Raw genomic sequence first — 16398 nt, forward strand, 5'->3', positions numbered from 1 at the left:
GGGATCCTGTGGGGCCGTCTCCGCTGTTCACGGTCGCGGAGAGGAAGCCGGACGGTCCACCGCCGTCCGTTGCCGGGCCGGGGCGGGCCGCTCACGCCCACCGGGGTCTCACGCCATCTGGTCCTGCGCCGACAGGTGCTCGACGGTCACGCCGGTGTCGCTGAACGTCCGGGTCACGGTGCCCGAGGTGTACACCCAGAGGATCCGCAGCGGGGTGGTGCCGACGTTGCGGAAGAGGTGCGGGACCGGCGACGGGATGTAGGTGGTGTCGAACTGCTCCAGGCGGGTCACCTGCCCCTCCACCAGCACTTCCGCCTCGCCCTCCAGGATCGTCACGTGCTCGTCGCAGTTGTGCGAGTGCATGGGGGCGCCGGATCCCACCGGGTACACGCTCATGCCGCTGGTGATCAGGTTCTCGCCGTCCGCGGCCGCGGTGGTGACCAGCGGGGTCGTGACGATCGCCCCGCCGCGGTCGAGCCGGCGGACGACGGCGGCCTTGATGATGACGCTCATGGTGAATCCCTTTCGAGGTCGGTGTCCCGTCCGACGGTAGGTGCCGTCCGGGTGAACGAGGGGGCCCTGGCGTGCAGTTTTACCTTGCATTCCTGGAGGGGTGGATCGCTCCCGGTCCGGAGGTACGGTCAGCAGCCAGCAGACAGATGTTCCACCCGTGTTAACGGATGAGAGACAGGACCCGACCATGAGGCTTCCCGTTCTGGCAGACGAAGAGATGAGCGATCACCAGAAGGAACTCGCCGCGCGGATCGTCGCGCGGCGGGGTGGCGTCCGTGGCCCGTTCCGGGTCTGGCTCCAGAGCCCCGCGCTGTGCGAGCGGGTCGAGTCGCTCGGTGCGTTCGCCCGTTTCGACTGCAGCCTCCCCGAGCACCTGCGCGAACTCACGCTCCTGATGGCGGCCCGCAACTGGGACGCGCAGTACTCGTGGAACGCCCACGTGGCCTCGGCCGTCGAGGCGGGCGTGCCGGAGGCCGTGGTCGAGGCCATCGCGGAGCGCCGCGAGGCGGTCTTCGAGAACGACGGGGACCAGGCGTTCTACCAGTTCTGCAGGGAGGTGCTCGTCGACCACTTCGTGTCGGACGAGACCTTCGCCCGGGCCCACGGCTACTTCGGCTCGCAGGGCCTGGTCGACGCGATCGGCGCCCTCGGCAACTTCACCATGCTCGGGATGTGTCTGAACACCTTCCAGGTGGACCTCCAGGCCGACCGCCGGCCCCCGTTCCCCGACATCCGCGGGTTCGAGCGCGTCTCCGACGGCGGGGACAGGTCCAAGCCGTGACGGCCCGTACCCACCGGCCGTCCGGCGGAGGGTCCCCGGTGCACGCCGGGCCCGCGACGAACCGGGCGGCGACCGCGACGGCGCCCGTGGTCCGGATCCGCGACCTCGGCAAGAGCTTCGGCGGCGCCGCGGCCCTCAAGGGGGTCTCCCTCGACATCCGCCCCGGCGAGGTCCACGCCCTGATGGGCATGAACGGCGCCGGCAAGTCCACCCTCGTCCAGGTGCTGGCCGGCGTGTACCAGGCCGACAGCGGCACCATCGAGATCGACGGACGGCCCCAGCCGGGGCTGTCCGCCCGGCGGGCCCGCCGGCTCGGCATCTCGACGGTGCCCCAGCGCCGCGAGCTCGTGAAGGAACTGACGGTCGCGGAGAACATCCTCCTCGGCGACCTGCCCGCGCCCCACGCGTTCGTGTCCTGGAAGTCCGTGGAGGAGAAGGCCCGCCGGGCCCTCACCGACCTGGGCCTGGACATCGACGTGCGCCGCCCCGCGGGCGGGCTCACCGTGGCCGAGCAGACGATGGTCGAGGTCGCCCGGGAGGTCCGGCGCGGCGGCAGGGTGCTCATCCTGGACGAGCCGACCGCGTGCCTGGGGGCGGACGCGGCCGAGCAGATCCGGCGCCTCGTCCGCACCCTGCGCGACGACGGCATGGCCGTCGTCTACATCTCGCACTACATCGACGAGGTGCTGTCGATCGCCGACCACGTCACCGTCATGCGTGACGGCGCCGTGGTCGACAGCGGCCCCGCCTCGGAGACCGACCCGGCGAAGCTGGTGCGCACCATGGTCGGCCGCGACGTCGTCTCGCACCGGCCGGAGCGCCCGCGGCCCAAGGACGACGTCGCCCTGACCCTGCGCGGCGTGCGGCAGGGCCGGGCCGTCGCGGACTTCTCCGTCGAGGTCCGCAAGGGCGAGATCGTGGGGGTGCTCGGCCCCGCCGGCGACGCGCAGTCGAGGCTGTTCGACGTGCTCTCCGGCCGCCGCCGCCCCGACACCGGGACGATGCTGGTCGACGGCGCCGTGGTGCCGTTCGGCCGGATCTCCCGCTCGCTCGCCAGCGGCTTGCGCTGCGTGACGGGCGACCGCCGGGCCCTCGGCCTCATCCCGGACCTCTCCGTGGACGAGAACCTCATGCTGGCCACCGACCGGCTGTCGCGGCGCCGCCTGCAGCGCTGGTCGGACCTGGCGAGGCGGGCGAGCCCGCTCCGCGAGGCGTACCGGGTGAGGACGCTGACCCGCGACCCCGCGGTCGGCGGACTGTCGGGCGGCAACCAGCAGAAGGTGCTGCTCGCCAAGTGGCTGGAGACCTCACCGGTCGCCGTCTTCCTCGAAGACCCCACCAACGGCGTGGACGTGGCGGCCATGGCCGACATCCACGCCCTGGTCGACGACCTCGCCTCCCGCGGCGTGGCCGTCCTGCTCGCGTCGTCCTCCGCCGAGGAGGTCATGCGGCTGGCCGACCGGGTGATCGTCGTCAGCGCCGGCCGCGTGGTCGCCGAGCACGACGTCACCGCCATCACGCGCGACGAACTCGTCGCCGCCGCCCTCAAAGGACAACCCCGATGAGCATCACCGCGCCCCCGGAGAAGCCCGCCGCCAAGGGCCCCGCGCAAGACTCCCCGTCGCACGGCCCGCTGCGGGTGCTGCGCGGCCTCCCGCACACCGGCCTGTTCGCCGTGCTGATCGTCGTCGTCACGGTCGCCACCCTGGAGACCGACTCGTTCGCGAGCTCCACCAACCTGGTCAACATCCTCCGGCAGGTCAGCGTGGTCGCGGTCATCGCCGCCGGTCTCACGCTGCTCATGACCGCGGGCGGGATGGACTTCTCGATGGGCGGCACCGCCGCCGTGGTGACGGCCGTCGCGGCGCAGCTCCTGGCGGACGGCACGTCCCCGACGGTCACGGTCGTGCTGTCGATGCTCCTGGCGACCGCCATCGGCCTGATCAACGGCGCCGTGGTGACCTACACCAACGTGGCACCCTTCGTGGCGACCCTCGCATCGGCCACCCTGCTCGACGGCGTCGCCCTCCTGGTGCTGGACGGACACAGCGTCTCCATCGGGACGCACCTCTCGACGCTCGGCAACGAGTCGACCCTCGGCCTGCCGAACCTCCTGATCGCGGCCGTCCTCGTGATGGCGGTGACCGCCGTGGCCATGAAGTTCACCGTCTTCGGCCGCGACGCCTTCGCCATCGGCGGCAACGAGCACGTCGCCAGGCTCAGCGGCATCAACGTCGCCTGGCACAAGATGGCGCTCTACGGCCTGACGGGCGCCCTCGCCGGACTCGCCGGCCTGATGCTCCTCTCCCGGCTCGGGGCCAGCAGCCCCGGCACGGGTGGCCTCACCCTCCAGCTCACCGCCGTCGCCGCGGTGGTCATCGGCGGCACGTCGCTGGCCGGCGGGCACGGCACCGTGGTCGGCACCGTGCTCGGCGTCGTCCTGCTCGGCGTCGTCGCCAACGCGCTCAACCTGCTCCAGGTGTCGAGCTACTTCCAGCAGATCTCGGTCGGCGGTGTCCTCCTCGTGGCGGCCGTCGCCAACCAGCTCCACCGCTCCTCCCGACGCTGACCCCTCCCTCACACGCTCGGAAAGGCACTCACCCATGCCTCAGTTCCCCCACCTCCGCAGAGTCGCGGCGGCGGCCTCGATCACCGGCCTCGCCCTCTCCCTGGCCGCCTGCACCTCCGGGTCGGGCAGCGGAAGCTCCGCGGACGGCACGGTCACGATCGGGTTCGTCAACGGCGGCGACACCGAGTTCCACACCTGCCTCCAGAAGTCCGTCGAGGCCACGGCGACCGGCAGCAAGGTCAAGCTCTACACGGCGAACTCCCACCAGAACCCCGGCACCGAGCTGTCCAACATCGAGGACATGATCTCGCGGAACGTCGACGCGCTCATCGTCCAGACGGTGAACGTCGACGCCCTGAAGGGCGACATAGCCAAGGCCAGGGCGGCGAAGATCCCGATCTTCCTCACCTCGGTCGTCACCGACGACCCCACGGAGATCCTCGGTGCGGTCGTCGTCGATCTCACCAAGGTGGGACAATTGGATGCCGACTGGGTGGCCGAGGACGCCGCCGGCAAGGCGGCCGAGGTCGGCATCATCGCCGGCGCACCGGGTGCCGCGTCCGACCTGCTCACGTCGGGCTTCAGCAAGCAGCTCCCGTCGAACGCCAGGGTCGTGGCGAACCAGCCCGGCATGTTCAACGCCGCGAAGGCCCAGGACGTCGCCGAGAACATGATCCAGGCGCACCCCGACCTGGCGTACGCGTTCGTGGCGAACGAGGAGATGGCCTTCGGCGCGCGCAAGGCCTTCGCCGCCGCCGGCAAGAACGTCAAGATCGTGACGGTCAACGGCACCGAGCAGGGCCTCGCGGCCGTCAAGGACGGACGGTTCTCGGCCACCGTCGCCAACTCCGCCATGACCACCGGCCGACTGGCGATCGACAACAGCCTGAACCTGCTCCGCAAGGGCGGCGCCGACAAGATCGCGAAGACCCCGATCACGCTCATCACCAAGGAGAACCTGGCCGAAGCCCCCCGCTACTGCCCCTGACACCCACCCGCTCCCGGATACGCGCCGCCCGGTCCACCGGTGCGGCGCGCACCGCGTGCACCCGGTGGAACCCGACCGCCCGCGCCGGCCGGAACCCACCCCGCCGCCCGGCCGTTACCCCGATCCGCACCCCTGCGCGCACCGCGCACCCGTGCACCCGCACCAACCGCGCCCGCCGCGGCCCGGACACCCTCCGGCGCCCCGGGGGGCCAGGAGGAACCATGGACCGTCTGCTTCTCATGCGCAGCTTCGTCACCGTCGCCGACGTCGGCAGTTTCAGCGGGGCGGCCAAGCTCCTGAGTTCCTCCGGGTCGCTCGTGTCGCGCCACGTGGCCGAGCTGGAGCGGCAGATCGGGGTACGGCTGGTCAACCGCACCGCCCGCTCGGTGAGCCTCACCGGCCCCGGCCTGCGGTACGCCGAGTTCGCCGGCCGTATCCTCCAGGAGATCGAGGCGGAGGACTCCGAGATCGCCCACCTCCACGACCGGGCCGAGGGGTCGCTCAATATCATCTGCCCGAAATGGATCGGCAGTCTCGATCTCGGGGAGGCCATTGCGGCGTTTTCCGCGGCCCATCCGAAAATCCAGATCAGATTCGAGCTGGGAGGAATGTCGGACCGCACCTACGACTTCCTCGACAGCGGATTCGACGTGGCATTCCACACCCGCGACCTCCGGGATTCCAGCGTCCGGCTGAAGAAGATCGCCTCCCTGCCGTTCGTGCTCTGCGCGTCGGCCGGCTACCTGGAGGAGCACGGCACCCTGGAGCACCCCAACGACCTGGCGTCCCACGACTGCCTGATCCACGTCAACGACCCGGTCTGGCGGATCGGCCACGGCCACGCGAGCACCCTGCACAAGATCCGCAACGTCGCGTTCTCGTCCAACTCGTACCTCGCCCTGCAGAAGGCCGCCGTGCACGGCCGCGGCATCGCGCTGCTGCCCCAGCGGCCGGCCTACGACGACCTCGTCTCCGGCGCCCTGCAGGTGCTGCTGCCCGAGCTGGCCGTGCCCGACCGGCCGCTCTACGCCATCTACGGGCCCGGCCAGGAGACCCCCCGCAAGATCACCGTCTTCCTGGACTTCCTCACGCGCTGGTTCTCCGAGAACCCGATCCCGGCGATCTCCCGCTGACCCGCGCCCGGCCGCGGCCACGCCCTCGCCGCCTCCCCGGCCGCCCCTTCGCCGTCCCCGGGGCGGCCGCGGCCGGGCGCCCGCCCGCGGATGCGGAACGCGACCCGCCCTGCAACACATGCTTGCGGAACGCGTGCCGCGCGACCGCCGAAACCCGGGCGCCCGAAGATTACGATCACATCAGCCGTCGGGCCGCACACCTGCGGCGGACCGGTCCGCGAAATGAGGAGTCCATGGGAATCCAGAGAATCGAATCGGTGACGTACGGCGTCGACGACCTCGATCGGTGCGTGCGTTTCTTCGAGGACTTCGGCCTGGCACTCGTCGGCCGGGACGACCGGCGCGCCACCTTCGAGACCCTCGTCGGGCAGACCCTCCACCTCGACACCGAGCCGGACCCGTCGCTGCCGCCGGCCCTGGAGCCGGGGCCGACCCTGCGCGAGGTCGTCTGGGGCGTCGACACCCGGGAGGAACTGGAGACGCTGACCGCTCTCGTGGCCGTCGACCGCGAGGTCACCGTCGACGCCGACGGCACCCGGCACACCGCCGACGAGACCGGCTTCGGCCTCGGCCTCGCCCTGGCGAAGCCCCGCCCGCTGCCCGAGCCCGCCGTCCGCACCCCGAACGTCTCGGGCGGCGTGCGACGGTGGAACGAATCCCTGAGCTCCGTCGGCCGGGTCCGGCCGCTGCGCATGTGCCACGTCGCCCTGAACATCCCGAAGGCCGGCCGGGAGGAGGCGGTGGCGTTCTACCTCGACCGCCTCGGCTTCCGGGCCACCGACATCGTCAAGCCGATGGGCACCTTCATGCAGTGCGAGGGCGACGACGACCAGCACAACTTCCTGCTGTGCCACCGGCCCGACCGCGCCGGGCACAACCACGTCTCGTTCGAGGTCCCCGGCTTCGACGACGTGATCGAGGGCGGCAACCACATGATCGCCCAGGGCTGGCAGGAAGCCCGCAGGCTCGGCCGCCACACCGTCGGCTCCAACGTCTTCCGCTTCGTCCACGCGCCGTGCGGCGGCCGGGTCGAGTACGCGGCCGACATGGACCGCGTCGACGACTCGTACGGGACCCGGGTGCACGAGACGACGCCCCCGCACCACATCTGGACCCTGCGCAGCTCCCGCGACACGCCGGACGACTCCCACTCCTGACACCCACCCGCCGAGCGTGAGAGGCCACACACCCCCATGACGACCGACCACGGTTACCCCGCACTCCGCCTGTACATCGCCGGCGAGTGGTGCGAGGGCGAGACCGGACGCACCACCGAGGTGGTCAACCCGGCCACCGAACAGGTGATCGGCCACGTGCCGCTGGCCACCACCGCCGACCTCGACCGGGCCGCCGCCGCGGCCGCCGCCGGGTTCGAGACCTGGCGCAGCACCCCGATCGCGCAGCGCACCGCCATCCTGCACCGCGCCGCCGACCTGCTGGTCTCCCGCGCCGCCGAGGTCGGCCGGATCATGACCCTGGAACAGGGCAAGCCGCTGGCCGAGGCCGCCAACGAGGCCCGGCGCGTCGCCGGAGCGCTGCGCTGGGACGCCGACGACGCCCGCCGCGCCTACGGCCGGGTGATCCCCTCCGAGGACGGCACCCTGCTCTCCGTGCGCCGCCACCCCATCGGGCCGGTCGCCGCCTTCACCCCGTGGAACTTCCCGGCCGGCTCGCCGATGCGCAAGATCGCCGCCGCGCTCTCGGCGGGCTGCTCCATCGTCATCAAGGCCTCCGAGGAGACCCCGGGCACCGCCTGCGAGCTCGTCCGCTGCTTCGCGGACGCGGGCCTGCCCGCCGGGGTGCTCAACCTCGTCTTCGGCGAGCCCGCCGAGGTCTCCGCCCACCTCATCGCCCACCCGGCGACCCGCCTCGTCGCGTTCACCGGCTCCGTGCCCGTCGGCAAGCTCCTCGCCGCCGCGTCCGGCGCGCAGATGAAGCCCTCCATCATGGAGCTCGGCGGCCACGCCCCGGTCATCGTCTGCGCCGACGCCGACCCGGTGACCGCGGCCCGCCGCGCCGCCGCCGCGAAGTTCGCCAACGCCGGCCAGGTCTGCACCTCGCCCAGCCGCTTCCTCGTCCACGAGAGCCTCGTCGAGGCCTTCACCGAGGAGTTCGTGCGGGCCGCGGAGGCAGCCGTCGTCGGCGACGGCCTCGACGAGGGCGTCACCATGGGCCCGCTCGCCAACGAGCGGCGCCTCACCGCGATCGAGGCCCTGGTCGCCGACGCCGTCGCCCGCGGCGCCAAGGTCCTCACCGGCGGCAGCCGCCTCGACCGGCCCGGCTACTACTACCCGCCGACCGTCCTCACCGACGTGCCGGACGACGCCGCGCTGATGACGGACGAGCCGTTCGGCCCGATCGCCCCGATCGTGCCGTTCACCGACCTCGACGAGGCGCTGCGCATCGCCAACGCGCTGCCCTACGGCCTGGCCGCGTACGGCTTCACCCGCTCCACGGCGACGGCCGAGCGCCTCACCCGCGAGCTGGAGGCGGGCATCCTCTCCATCAACCACTGCGGCGGCTCGGTGCACGAGGCGCCGTCCGGCGGCGTGAAGTCCAGCGGCTACGGCCGCGAGGGCGGGCCGGAGGGGCTGGACGCCTACCTGGTCACCAAGCGCGTCTCCCACCTGCTGACGGACTGAGCCGGTGCGATACACCCGTGTCTCGGTCGACGGGGCGCCCGTCTGGGGCCGTGTCGAGGGCGACGACGTGCACCTGCTCTCCGGATCGCCCCTCGACGGCGACCCGTCCGTCACCGGCAGCGTGCCGGCCGCCACGGCGGTCTGGCTGCCGGTCGTCGTCCCGCCGGTCTTCTACGCCGTCGGGATGAACTACCGGCGGCACATCGAGCACGCGCGCGCCCTCGGCGACCCCAACGGCGTGGTGCCCACCCGCCCCGAGGTCGGCTACCGCGCCAACAACGCGCTCACCGGCCACACCGCGCCCATCGTGAAGCCGGCCGGCGTCGAGGGCCGGTTCGAGGCCGAGCCCGAACTCGTCGCCGTCATCGGCCGCACCCTGCGGAACGCCACGTACGAGGAGGCCCGCGCGGCCGTCCTCGGCTGGACGATCGGCAACGACGTCAGCGCGCGCACCTGGCAGCACCGGGACCGCACGTTCTGGCGGAGCAAGAACAGCGACACGTTCAAGCCCATGGGCCCGTGGATCGAGACCGACGTCGACGCGCTGGCCCAGACGACCACCCTGCGGGTCAACGGCGAGGTCCGGGCGGAGTTCGCCACCGGCGACATGGTCTTCGACCCGTACGACTACATCGTCGAGATCACCCGCCACAACACGATGCACCCCGGCGACGTGCTGTGGATGGGGGCCGAGTCGGCCTGCCAGATCGAGCCGGGCGACACCGTCGAGGTCGGGATCAGCGGCATCGGCGTCCTCTCCAACCCCGTCCTGGCGGAGCCGGCGCCCCTGCGGTCCGGCTCCGCCCGGCCCTGAGACAACCCCGCGACGAAGCGAAAGGCGACAGCCGTGAGCAAGGAACCCCGCTACATCCACCACGTCAACTTCCCCACCACCGACCCCGAGCGGACCAGGGAGTGGTACACCAAGGTCTTCGGGATGCGGCACATCCAGGCCAAGAGCAACACCCGCGTGCTGCTGATGACCCGCGGCAACTTCGACCTGCACTTCACGCCGGTCGAGGAGATGGACCGCATGGCGCCGTACCACTTCGCCGTCGAGGTCGACGACTGGGACGACTTCCTCGCGCACCTCAAGGAGCTGGGGATCCGGCACACCCGCCCGATCGAGCGGCCCGAGAACCAGTCGAAGTTCTGCTACATCCACGACCCGGACCACACCATGATCGAGCTGGTGTTCCACGGCAAGCGCCCCTCCTGACCCCCACCCGCACCACGCAAGGAGCACCCATGGCCCGCGCCGACTCCGGCGGTACCTCCATCTACTACGAGCGCCACGGCAGCGGCCCGGCGATCATGTTCGTGCACGGCTCGGGCGGGCACCACGCCGCCTGGTGGCACCAGGTCGCCACGCTCAGCCGGGACTTCACGGTCGTGACGGTCGACCTGAGGGGCTTCGGCAACTCCGACTCCTCCATGCCCGAGTTCGACGGCCAGGACTTCCCCGGCGACCTCATCGCCGTCCTCGACCAGGAGGACCTGACCGACGTGATGGTCGTCGGACAGTCCATCGGCGCCGTCGCCGCGCTGCGCGCCGGCCTCAGCCGCCCCGACCGCATCAGCATGGCCGTCCTCGCGCACTCCCTCGGCGGCATCTCCGACCCGGAACTGACCCCGCTGGTGGACGCCGACCGCGCCGAGGCCGTCAAGCTGCCGGTGATCGACCGCCTGCTCAGCAGGAGGTTCCAGCGGGAGCAGCCGGAGAAGACCTTCCTGTTCCGGCAGATGGGCACCTTCAACGTCGCCACCATGCAGGACCTGCGCAACCTCAGCGCCAACGGCCCGACCATCGCCGAGATCGCGGCCTCCCCCGTGCAGGTCGCGTTCCTCGCCGGCGAGAAGGACGCGGTCATCAGCGTCAGGACCGTCGAGCGGGCCCACGAGATGGTCGAGGGCTCCGTCCTGAAGGTCATCCCGAACGCGCCGCACTCGATGTACTGGGAGACCCCGGCGCTCTTCAACGCGGCCGTCACCGTGCTGCGCAACGAACTCACCGCCCGGAAGGCAGCCACCGCATGACCCTCTCCTCCGCAGCAGCCGAAGAGATCATCACCGCGTGTCTCGCACGCGGCCAGGAGATCGGCAAGGCGTTCAGCATCGCCGTCGTCGACGCCGGCGGCTTCGTGCTGAGCGTGCGCCGCTCGGACGGCGCCCGCCCGCTCACCCCGGACATCGCCCGCGCCAAGGCGTTCAGCGCCGCGGTCATGCAGCGCCCGACGAAGATGCTCCACGGCTGGGCCGAGAGCAACCCGGTGTTCTTCTCGCAGCTCTCCCAGATGACGACGTACCCCATCGTCGCCACCGAGGGCGGCGTCACCATCAAGCGCGACGGCGAGATCCTCGGCGGCCTGGGCGTCTCCGGCGGCACCGGCGACGAGGACCAGCAGGTCTGCGACGACGTGCTGGCGGCGCTCGGCTACGAGCTGGAGTTCGCCGCCTGGGCCGGCGCGAAGCAGGCGGACGCGAAGAAGGCGGAGAAGAATGGCTGACACGTACAAGTTCCGCATCGACCACCACGGCGGGCTCGTCCGCCCGCCGGAGGTGCTGGCGGCCCGTGAGAAGCACGCCGCGGGCGGGCTCGGCGCCGCGGAGCTCCGCGAGGTCGAACGCCTGGCCGTGGTCGACGCGGTGGCGCTGCAGCGCAAGCTGCGGCTGTCCGTCGTCACCGACGGCGAGTACCGCCGGGCCGACTTCCGCAGCGCCGTCCTCGACGCCGTGTCGGGCTTCCGCCGCACCGGCGGGACGGTCGACGGGATGGACCGCTGGATCGCCGACGGCGACCCGAAGGCGGTGCGGCCACTGGTCGCCGACGACGCCGTGGAGCTCGCCGGGCTGACCGTCATCGCCGCGAAGGCGACCCTGCCCGCGCCGTCCTACCTCGCCGCGCAGTGCTTCGAGGCGGGCACCGGCCCGGCGAGCGCCCGCGAGCTCGGCGAGGCCCTCGCCGCGATCGTCCGCGAGGAGATCGAGCAGCTCGTCGCGCGTGGCATCCGCTACGTCCAGCTCACCAACCCGGACTACGCCCGGGACCTCGACGCCGCCGCCGACGCCGGCCGCACCGCGCTGTCCTTCGAGGACGCGCTCGCCGTCGACGCGCTGGCCGTCGGCCTGGCCTCGAAGCCGGACGACGTCCGCATCGGGCTCTGCCCGGTCTGGACGGCCCCGGCCGAGGTCGACCGCGCCGCCGCCGAGCGGCTGTACGCCGCCGTGCCGGTCGACCGGTGGATCCTGCCGTACACCACCGGATCGGCGGGCGAGACGGCACTGCTGGCCGGCGTGCCCGTCGAACGGGACGTCTGCCTCGGCATCGTGGACGCGACCCTCCCCGGGCTGGAGGACATCGACGCGATCATGGCGCGGATGGACGTCGTCGCCGACCTCAAGGACATCGAGGACGTCGCGGTGAGCCCGGACCGCAGCTTCTCGTCCGTCGCCGGGGTGGCGGCCCTCACCGCCGACCAGCAGCGGCGCAAGCTCATCCACGTGGAGACCGTCGCCCGCATGTGCTGGGGCAACGAGCTGTGACGGAGCACCGGGAAGGGCACGAGGCCCTTCCCGGTGCCGCAGGACCGTCCTGAGGCCGGGTCAGAGCACCTCGGCGAAGGTGACGGTGCGCTCCACGAGCACCGGCCGCACCCGGCCCAGGATCAGCTCGGCGAAGTGGTCGGCGGCCGCGTGCGCGTCGAACGCGGCACGGTCGGCGTACTGCTCGTACAGCACGAACGCGCCCGGCTGCGCGGTGTCCTCGTGCACGACGTACGCGAGGTTGCCGGGCTCCGCGAGCGTGTGCTTGCGCATGTCCAGCAGGGCCGAGCGGACGGCCGGCCCGTCCGCGGGCTCGCAGCGGTAACGGGCGATGACGGCGAATGCCACGGTGTTCTTCCTCCTTGGTCGGTGACGGCTCGGGGCGGTGCCGATTCCAGCACGGATCGGGCACGTCCGGCCGTGCGCGGTGCGCAAGCTATGTCTGCCGCCGCAGGTCTGGCCCGCTCGCCGCGGATGCGGTGTCGTCGTCACCACACACACCACCGACGGGAGAAACGATTCCGATGCGCAGCTTGGAGACGCTGTCAGGCGGGCAGTGGGTGACGACCGGCGAGTGGCTGCCGGTCCACGACCCGGCCGACCTCCGCACCCCGGTCGCCCGGGTCCCGGCGCTGGGCGCCGCGGACGTCACCCGGATCCACGACCACGCGGCGGCCGGCTTCGACGTCTGGCGGCGCACCAGCCCCTTCGACCGGGCCCGCGTCCTCTTCGAGACCGCGCGGCTGCTGCGGGAGCGGGCCGACGGCATCGCCGCCGACGTCGTCGCCGAGAACGGCAAGACCTTCAAGGAGGCGAGCGGCGAGGTGCAGAAGGCCGCCGACTTCTTCGAGTACTACGCCGGGATCGCCCGGGACGGCTACGGCACCCTCGTCCACGACGCCCGGCCCGACACCCGCACGAGCTTCCACGGCGAGCCGATCGGCGTCGTCCTCGCCATCACCCCGTGGAACGACCCGCTGCTCACGCCGGCCCGCAAGCTGGCGCCCGCCCTGGCGGCCGGCAACGCGGTCGTCCTGAAGCCGGCCTCCGAGACCCCGCTGTCGGGCCTCCTGCTGGCCCGGGCCCTGCACGACGCGGGCCTGCCCGCCGGTGTGCTCGGCGTGGTGACCGGCCGGGTGGGCCGGATCTCGGACGCCCTGACCGGCGACCCCCGGATCGCCGCCGTCACCTTCACCGGCAGCAACGCGGTGGGGGAGGGGCTGCGCCGCTCGCTCGCCGACCGCAACGTCCGCTTCCAGGGCGAGCTGGGCGGCAAGAACGCCACCGTCGTGCTCGCCGACGCCGACCTGGACAAGGCCGTCGGCGCGCTCCTCGTGGCGTCGTTCGGCCAGACCGGCCAGCGCTGCACCGCTACCAGCCGGGTGCTCGTCGAGCGGTCGGTGTACCGGGAGTTCACCGACCTGCTGCTCGCCGCCGTCGCCGCGCTGCGGATCGGTCCGGGCGGCGAGGACACGACCGTCGTCGGCCCGCTGTCGAGCAGCGGCCACCGGGACGGCGTCCTCGCGGACATCGCCCGTGCGGTGAAGGAGGGGGCGACCGTGCTGGCCGGCGGCGGCGTGCCCGAGGGCGAGGCGCACGCGCACGGCTGCTACGTCGTGCCCACCGTCCTGGGCGACGTGACCCGGGAGATGGCGATCTGGCGGGAGGAGGTCTTCGGCCCGGTCGTCGTCGTGCGGCCGGTCGACGGCCTCGACGAGGCCCTCGCGGAGGTCAACGACTCCGACTACGGGCTCGCCGCCGCGCTCTTCACCCGCGACCTGGGGGCCGCGCACCGGTTCGCCGAGGCGGCCGACTGCGGCCAGGTCGCGGTGAACACCACCACCTCCGGCTGGGACGTCCACCACCCCTTCGGCGGTTTCCGCGCCTCCGGATCCGCCTTCAAGGAGCAGGGCGGCGAGGCCCTGCGCTTCTACACCCGCGTCAAGACCGTCGCCTTCCACTTCGGTCCGTGACCGGCCGCACCACCGCCCACCGCACCCCAGGAACGGAGCACCACCATGGCTGACGAGACGATCGGCATCATCGGTGCCGGTATCGTCGGCCTCGCCGTCGGCCGCGAACTCGCGCACCGGCGACCGGGCACCCGCATCGTGGTCCTGGAGAAGGAGCCCGACGTGGCCCTCCACCAGACCGGCCACAACTCCGGCGTCGTGCACGCCGGCATCTACTACAAGCCCGGCAGCCTCAAGGCGCAGCTGTGCACCCGGGGCAGGGACCTGCTGCGCGCGTACTGCGCGGACCGCGCGCTGCCGTACGAGGAGAGCGGCAAGCTCGTCGTGGCGGTGAACGCCGACGACGTGGCCCGGCTCGACAGGCTGGAGGTGACGGCCGCCGAGAACGCCGTGCCCGGCCTGCGGCGGGTCTCCGCCGCCGAGATCCGCGAGATCGAGCCGTTCGCCACCGGACTCGCCGCCCTGCACTCCCCGCGGACGGCGATCACCGACTACGGGCGGATCGCCAGGTCCTTCGCGCAGGACATCGCCGACTCCGGCGGCGAGGTGAGGCTGGGCTTCCCGGTGACCCGGGTCGGCCGGGTCACCGGCGGCCTGGAGGTCGCCTCGGGGGAGCGGACCGTCCGCGTCGACCGGCTCGTCGTCTGCGCCGGCCTGCACGCCGACACGGTGTCGCGGCTCGCGGAGGACCGTGCGGAGCCGCGCATCATCCCGTTCCGCGGCGAGTACATGCGCGTGTCGGACGAGAAGGCGCACATGGTGCGGAGCCTCGTCTACCCGGTGCCCGACCCGCGGTACCCCTTCCTCGGCGTGCACTTCACCCGGCGCGTCACGGGGGAGGTGGAAGTGGGGCCCAACGCCGTCCTGGCGTACGCCAGGGAGGGCTACACGCGCTCCCGCGTCGACCCGCGCGAACTCCTGCGGATGGCCGCCTGGCCGGGCAGCTGGCACATGGCGCGACAGCACTGGCGCACCGGTGTGCGGGAGATGCGCGGCTCGTTCTTCACGTCCGTCTACATGAGGGCCGCGGCCGACTACGTGCCGGACATCGGGCCGAAGGACGTCGCGCGGACGAAGAACGGGGTCCGTGCGCAGGCCCTGGACCGCGACGGCAGCCTCGTCGACGACTTCCGCATCCACCGGCTGGGCGCCGTCACGACCGTCCGGAACGCGCCCTCACCCGCGGCGACGTCCAGCATGGCGATCGCCGAGTACGTCTCCGACGTCGTGCTCGGCGAGCGCGACGCGTCCTGACGCCGGGCGGGCGGAAGACGCCCTGACGTGCAACAGATGCTTGCACGCCGGGATCTCCGCAAGACCCCCGACCAGCCCTAACGTCTATTCCACACCCCACCACCGCACCACCCGAACGAAAGAGGCCCACCATGTTCGTGGTCGACACCCAGATCCACATCTGGAAGGAAGAGTCCGCCGACCGCCCCTGGGTTCCCGGCGCACGTGAGCGGATCCGCCTCAACGGCCACCGCGAGGACCCCTTCTCCTACGAGGAGGCGCTGGAGCTGATGGACGAGGCCGGCGTCAACCGGGCGCTGATCCTCCCGCCGTCCTGGGAGGGCGACCGCATCGACTACGCCCTGGAGGCGTGCGAGGCCCACCCGGACCGCTTCGGCATCATGGCGCGCATCCCGCAGAACAAGCCCGAGGAGGGCACGGCCATGCTGCGGGACTTCGCCCAGAACCCGCACGTCAAGGGCACCCGGCTGACCTTCCACCGCCCGCAGGACCGCAACTGGATGATCGACGGCACCAACGACTGGTACTGGCCGGTCGCCGAGGAACTGCGGGTGCCCACCATGGTGCACGCCCCGGTGTGGAAGGCCGAGCTCGGCCGGATCGCCGCGAAGCACCCCGACCTGAAGATCATCATCGACCACATGGGCATCATGGCCCGCTGCGTCGACGACGCGATCGGCTACTGGGCGGAGGAGACCGCCGACCTGCACAAGCACCCGAACATCTACGTCAAGGTGTCGGCGCTGCCCGGCTACTCCACCGAGCCCTTCCCGAACAAGAACATCGAGAAGTACGTGCGGGCGATGGTCGACAAGATGGGCCCGGAGCGCTGCTTCTACGGCACCGACATCACCCGCCTGCTGGGTCACGGCATCACCTACACCGACACGATCGAGCAGTTCACCAAGCACTGGGACTTCACCCCCGAAGAGCTGGAGTGGATGATGGGCCGCGGCATCTGCGAGGTCCTCGACTGGCCGGCCCAGGGCTGAGGCAGGCACC

The 16398-nt window shown here is 72.0% G+C and carries 17 protein-coding genes; 15 read left to right on the forward strand and 2 right to left on the reverse strand.

Features of this window, described 5'->3' with window-relative positions; translation table 11 throughout:
- Positions 1–108: 108 nt before the first annotated feature.
- On the reverse strand, positions 109–513 hold the full coding sequence (locus OG335_RS39060; RefSeq protein ID WP_405009113.1) for a cupin domain-containing protein: 405 nt from the start codon (positions 511–513) through the stop codon (positions 109–111).
- 217 nt (positions 514–730) lie between these two features.
- Here OG335_RS39060 and OG335_RS39065 point away from each other — a divergent pair, with 217 nt between their 5' ends.
- The 12 genes from OG335_RS39065 (at position 731) to OG335_RS39120 (ending at position 12169) form a co-directional block, all read left to right on the forward strand.
- Positions 731–1294, forward strand: a complete 564-nt coding sequence (locus OG335_RS39065) for a carboxymuconolactone decarboxylase family protein (protein ID WP_405009112.1) — start codon at positions 731–733, stop codon at positions 1292–1294.
- 38 nt (positions 1295–1332) lie between these two features.
- On the forward strand, positions 1333–2859 hold the full coding sequence (locus OG335_RS39070; protein ID WP_405009111.1) for a sugar ABC transporter ATP-binding protein: 1527 nt from the start codon (positions 1333–1335) through the stop codon (positions 2857–2859).
- Positions 2856–3863, forward strand: coding sequence for an ABC transporter permease (locus OG335_RS39075; RefSeq protein ID WP_405009110.1), 1008 nt, complete (start codon positions 2856–2858; stop codon positions 3861–3863). Before OG335_RS39070 ends, OG335_RS39075 begins: the two co-directional genes overlap by 4 nt.
- A 34-nt stretch (positions 3864–3897) precedes the next feature.
- The gene (locus tag OG335_RS39080) at positions 3898–4851 is read left to right on the forward strand and encodes a sugar ABC transporter substrate-binding protein (protein WP_405009109.1); all 954 of its coding nucleotides are present in this window, start codon (positions 3898–3900) and stop codon (positions 4849–4851) included.
- A gap of 221 nt (positions 4852–5072) precedes the next feature.
- Positions 5073–5984 carry a LysR substrate-binding domain-containing protein gene (locus tag OG335_RS39085; protein WP_405009108.1) on the forward strand — a complete coding sequence of 304 codons (912 nt, stop codon included), beginning with the start codon at positions 5073–5075 and terminating at the stop codon, positions 5982–5984.
- A 233-nt stretch (positions 5985–6217) separates the two neighbouring features.
- The gene (locus OG335_RS39090; RefSeq protein ID WP_405009107.1) at positions 6218–7141 is read left to right on the forward strand and encodes a VOC family protein; all 924 of its coding nucleotides are present in this window, start codon (positions 6218–6220) and stop codon (positions 7139–7141) included.
- Between the two features lie 36 nt (positions 7142–7177).
- Positions 7178–8626 carry an NAD-dependent succinate-semialdehyde dehydrogenase gene (locus tag OG335_RS39095; protein ID WP_405009106.1) on the forward strand — a complete coding sequence of 483 codons (1449 nt, stop codon included), beginning with the start codon at positions 7178–7180 and terminating at the stop codon, positions 8624–8626.
- Positions 8627–8630: 4 nt separating this feature from the next.
- A complete protein-coding gene (locus OG335_RS39100) occupies positions 8631–9440 on the forward strand; it encodes a fumarylacetoacetate hydrolase family protein (protein ID WP_405009105.1) in 810 nt (269 codons plus the stop codon).
- A 33-nt stretch (positions 9441–9473) separates the two neighbouring features.
- The gene (locus OG335_RS39105) at positions 9474–9845 is read left to right on the forward strand and encodes a VOC family protein (RefSeq protein ID WP_405009104.1); all 372 of its coding nucleotides are present in this window, start codon (positions 9474–9476) and stop codon (positions 9843–9845) included.
- 29 nt (positions 9846–9874) lie between these two features.
- On the forward strand, positions 9875–10663 hold the full coding sequence (locus OG335_RS39110; protein ID WP_405009103.1) for an alpha/beta fold hydrolase: 789 nt from the start codon (positions 9875–9877) through the stop codon (positions 10661–10663).
- Positions 10660–11133: a heme-binding protein gene (locus OG335_RS39115; RefSeq protein WP_405009102.1), complete on the forward strand. Its 474-nt coding sequence runs from the start codon at positions 10660–10662 to the stop codon at positions 11131–11133. The genes OG335_RS39110 and OG335_RS39115 overlap by 4 nt, the downstream gene beginning before the upstream one ends.
- Positions 11126–12169 carry a methionine synthase II (cobalamin-independent)-like protein gene (locus OG335_RS39120; protein ID WP_405009101.1) on the forward strand — a complete coding sequence of 348 codons (1044 nt, stop codon included), beginning with the start codon at positions 11126–11128 and terminating at the stop codon, positions 12167–12169. The genes OG335_RS39115 and OG335_RS39120 overlap by 8 nt, the downstream gene beginning before the upstream one ends.
- A gap of 60 nt (positions 12170–12229) precedes the next feature.
- Here the strand turns inward: OG335_RS39120 and OG335_RS39125 are convergent, their stop codons facing one another.
- Positions 12230–12517, reverse strand: a complete 288-nt coding sequence (locus tag OG335_RS39125; RefSeq protein ID WP_405009100.1) for a putative quinol monooxygenase — start codon at positions 12515–12517, stop codon at positions 12230–12232.
- Between the two features lie 176 nt (positions 12518–12693).
- Between OG335_RS39125 and OG335_RS39130 the strand changes: the two genes are divergently transcribed.
- From OG335_RS39130 to OG335_RS39140, 3 genes are all read left to right on the forward strand, one after another.
- Positions 12694–14142 (forward strand): aldehyde dehydrogenase family protein, encoded by a 1449-nt coding sequence (locus OG335_RS39130; protein ID WP_405009099.1) that lies wholly within the window; start codon positions 12694–12696, stop codon positions 14140–14142.
- A gap of 45 nt (positions 14143–14187) precedes the next feature.
- Positions 14188–15396 (forward strand): L-2-hydroxyglutarate oxidase, encoded by a 1209-nt coding sequence (lhgO, locus tag OG335_RS39135; RefSeq protein ID WP_405009098.1) that lies wholly within the window; start codon positions 14188–14190, stop codon positions 15394–15396.
- A 131-nt stretch (positions 15397–15527) separates the two neighbouring features.
- Positions 15528–16388, forward strand: a complete 861-nt coding sequence (locus OG335_RS39140) for an amidohydrolase family protein (RefSeq protein WP_405009097.1) — start codon at positions 15528–15530, stop codon at positions 16386–16388.
- Positions 16389–16398 lie beyond the last annotated feature (10 nt).

Source organism: Kitasatospora sp. NBC_01539 (assembly GCF_045040525.1).
In the GTDB taxonomy this organism is placed as follows: Bacteria; Actinomycetota; Actinomycetes; order Streptomycetales; family Streptomycetaceae; genus Kitasatospora.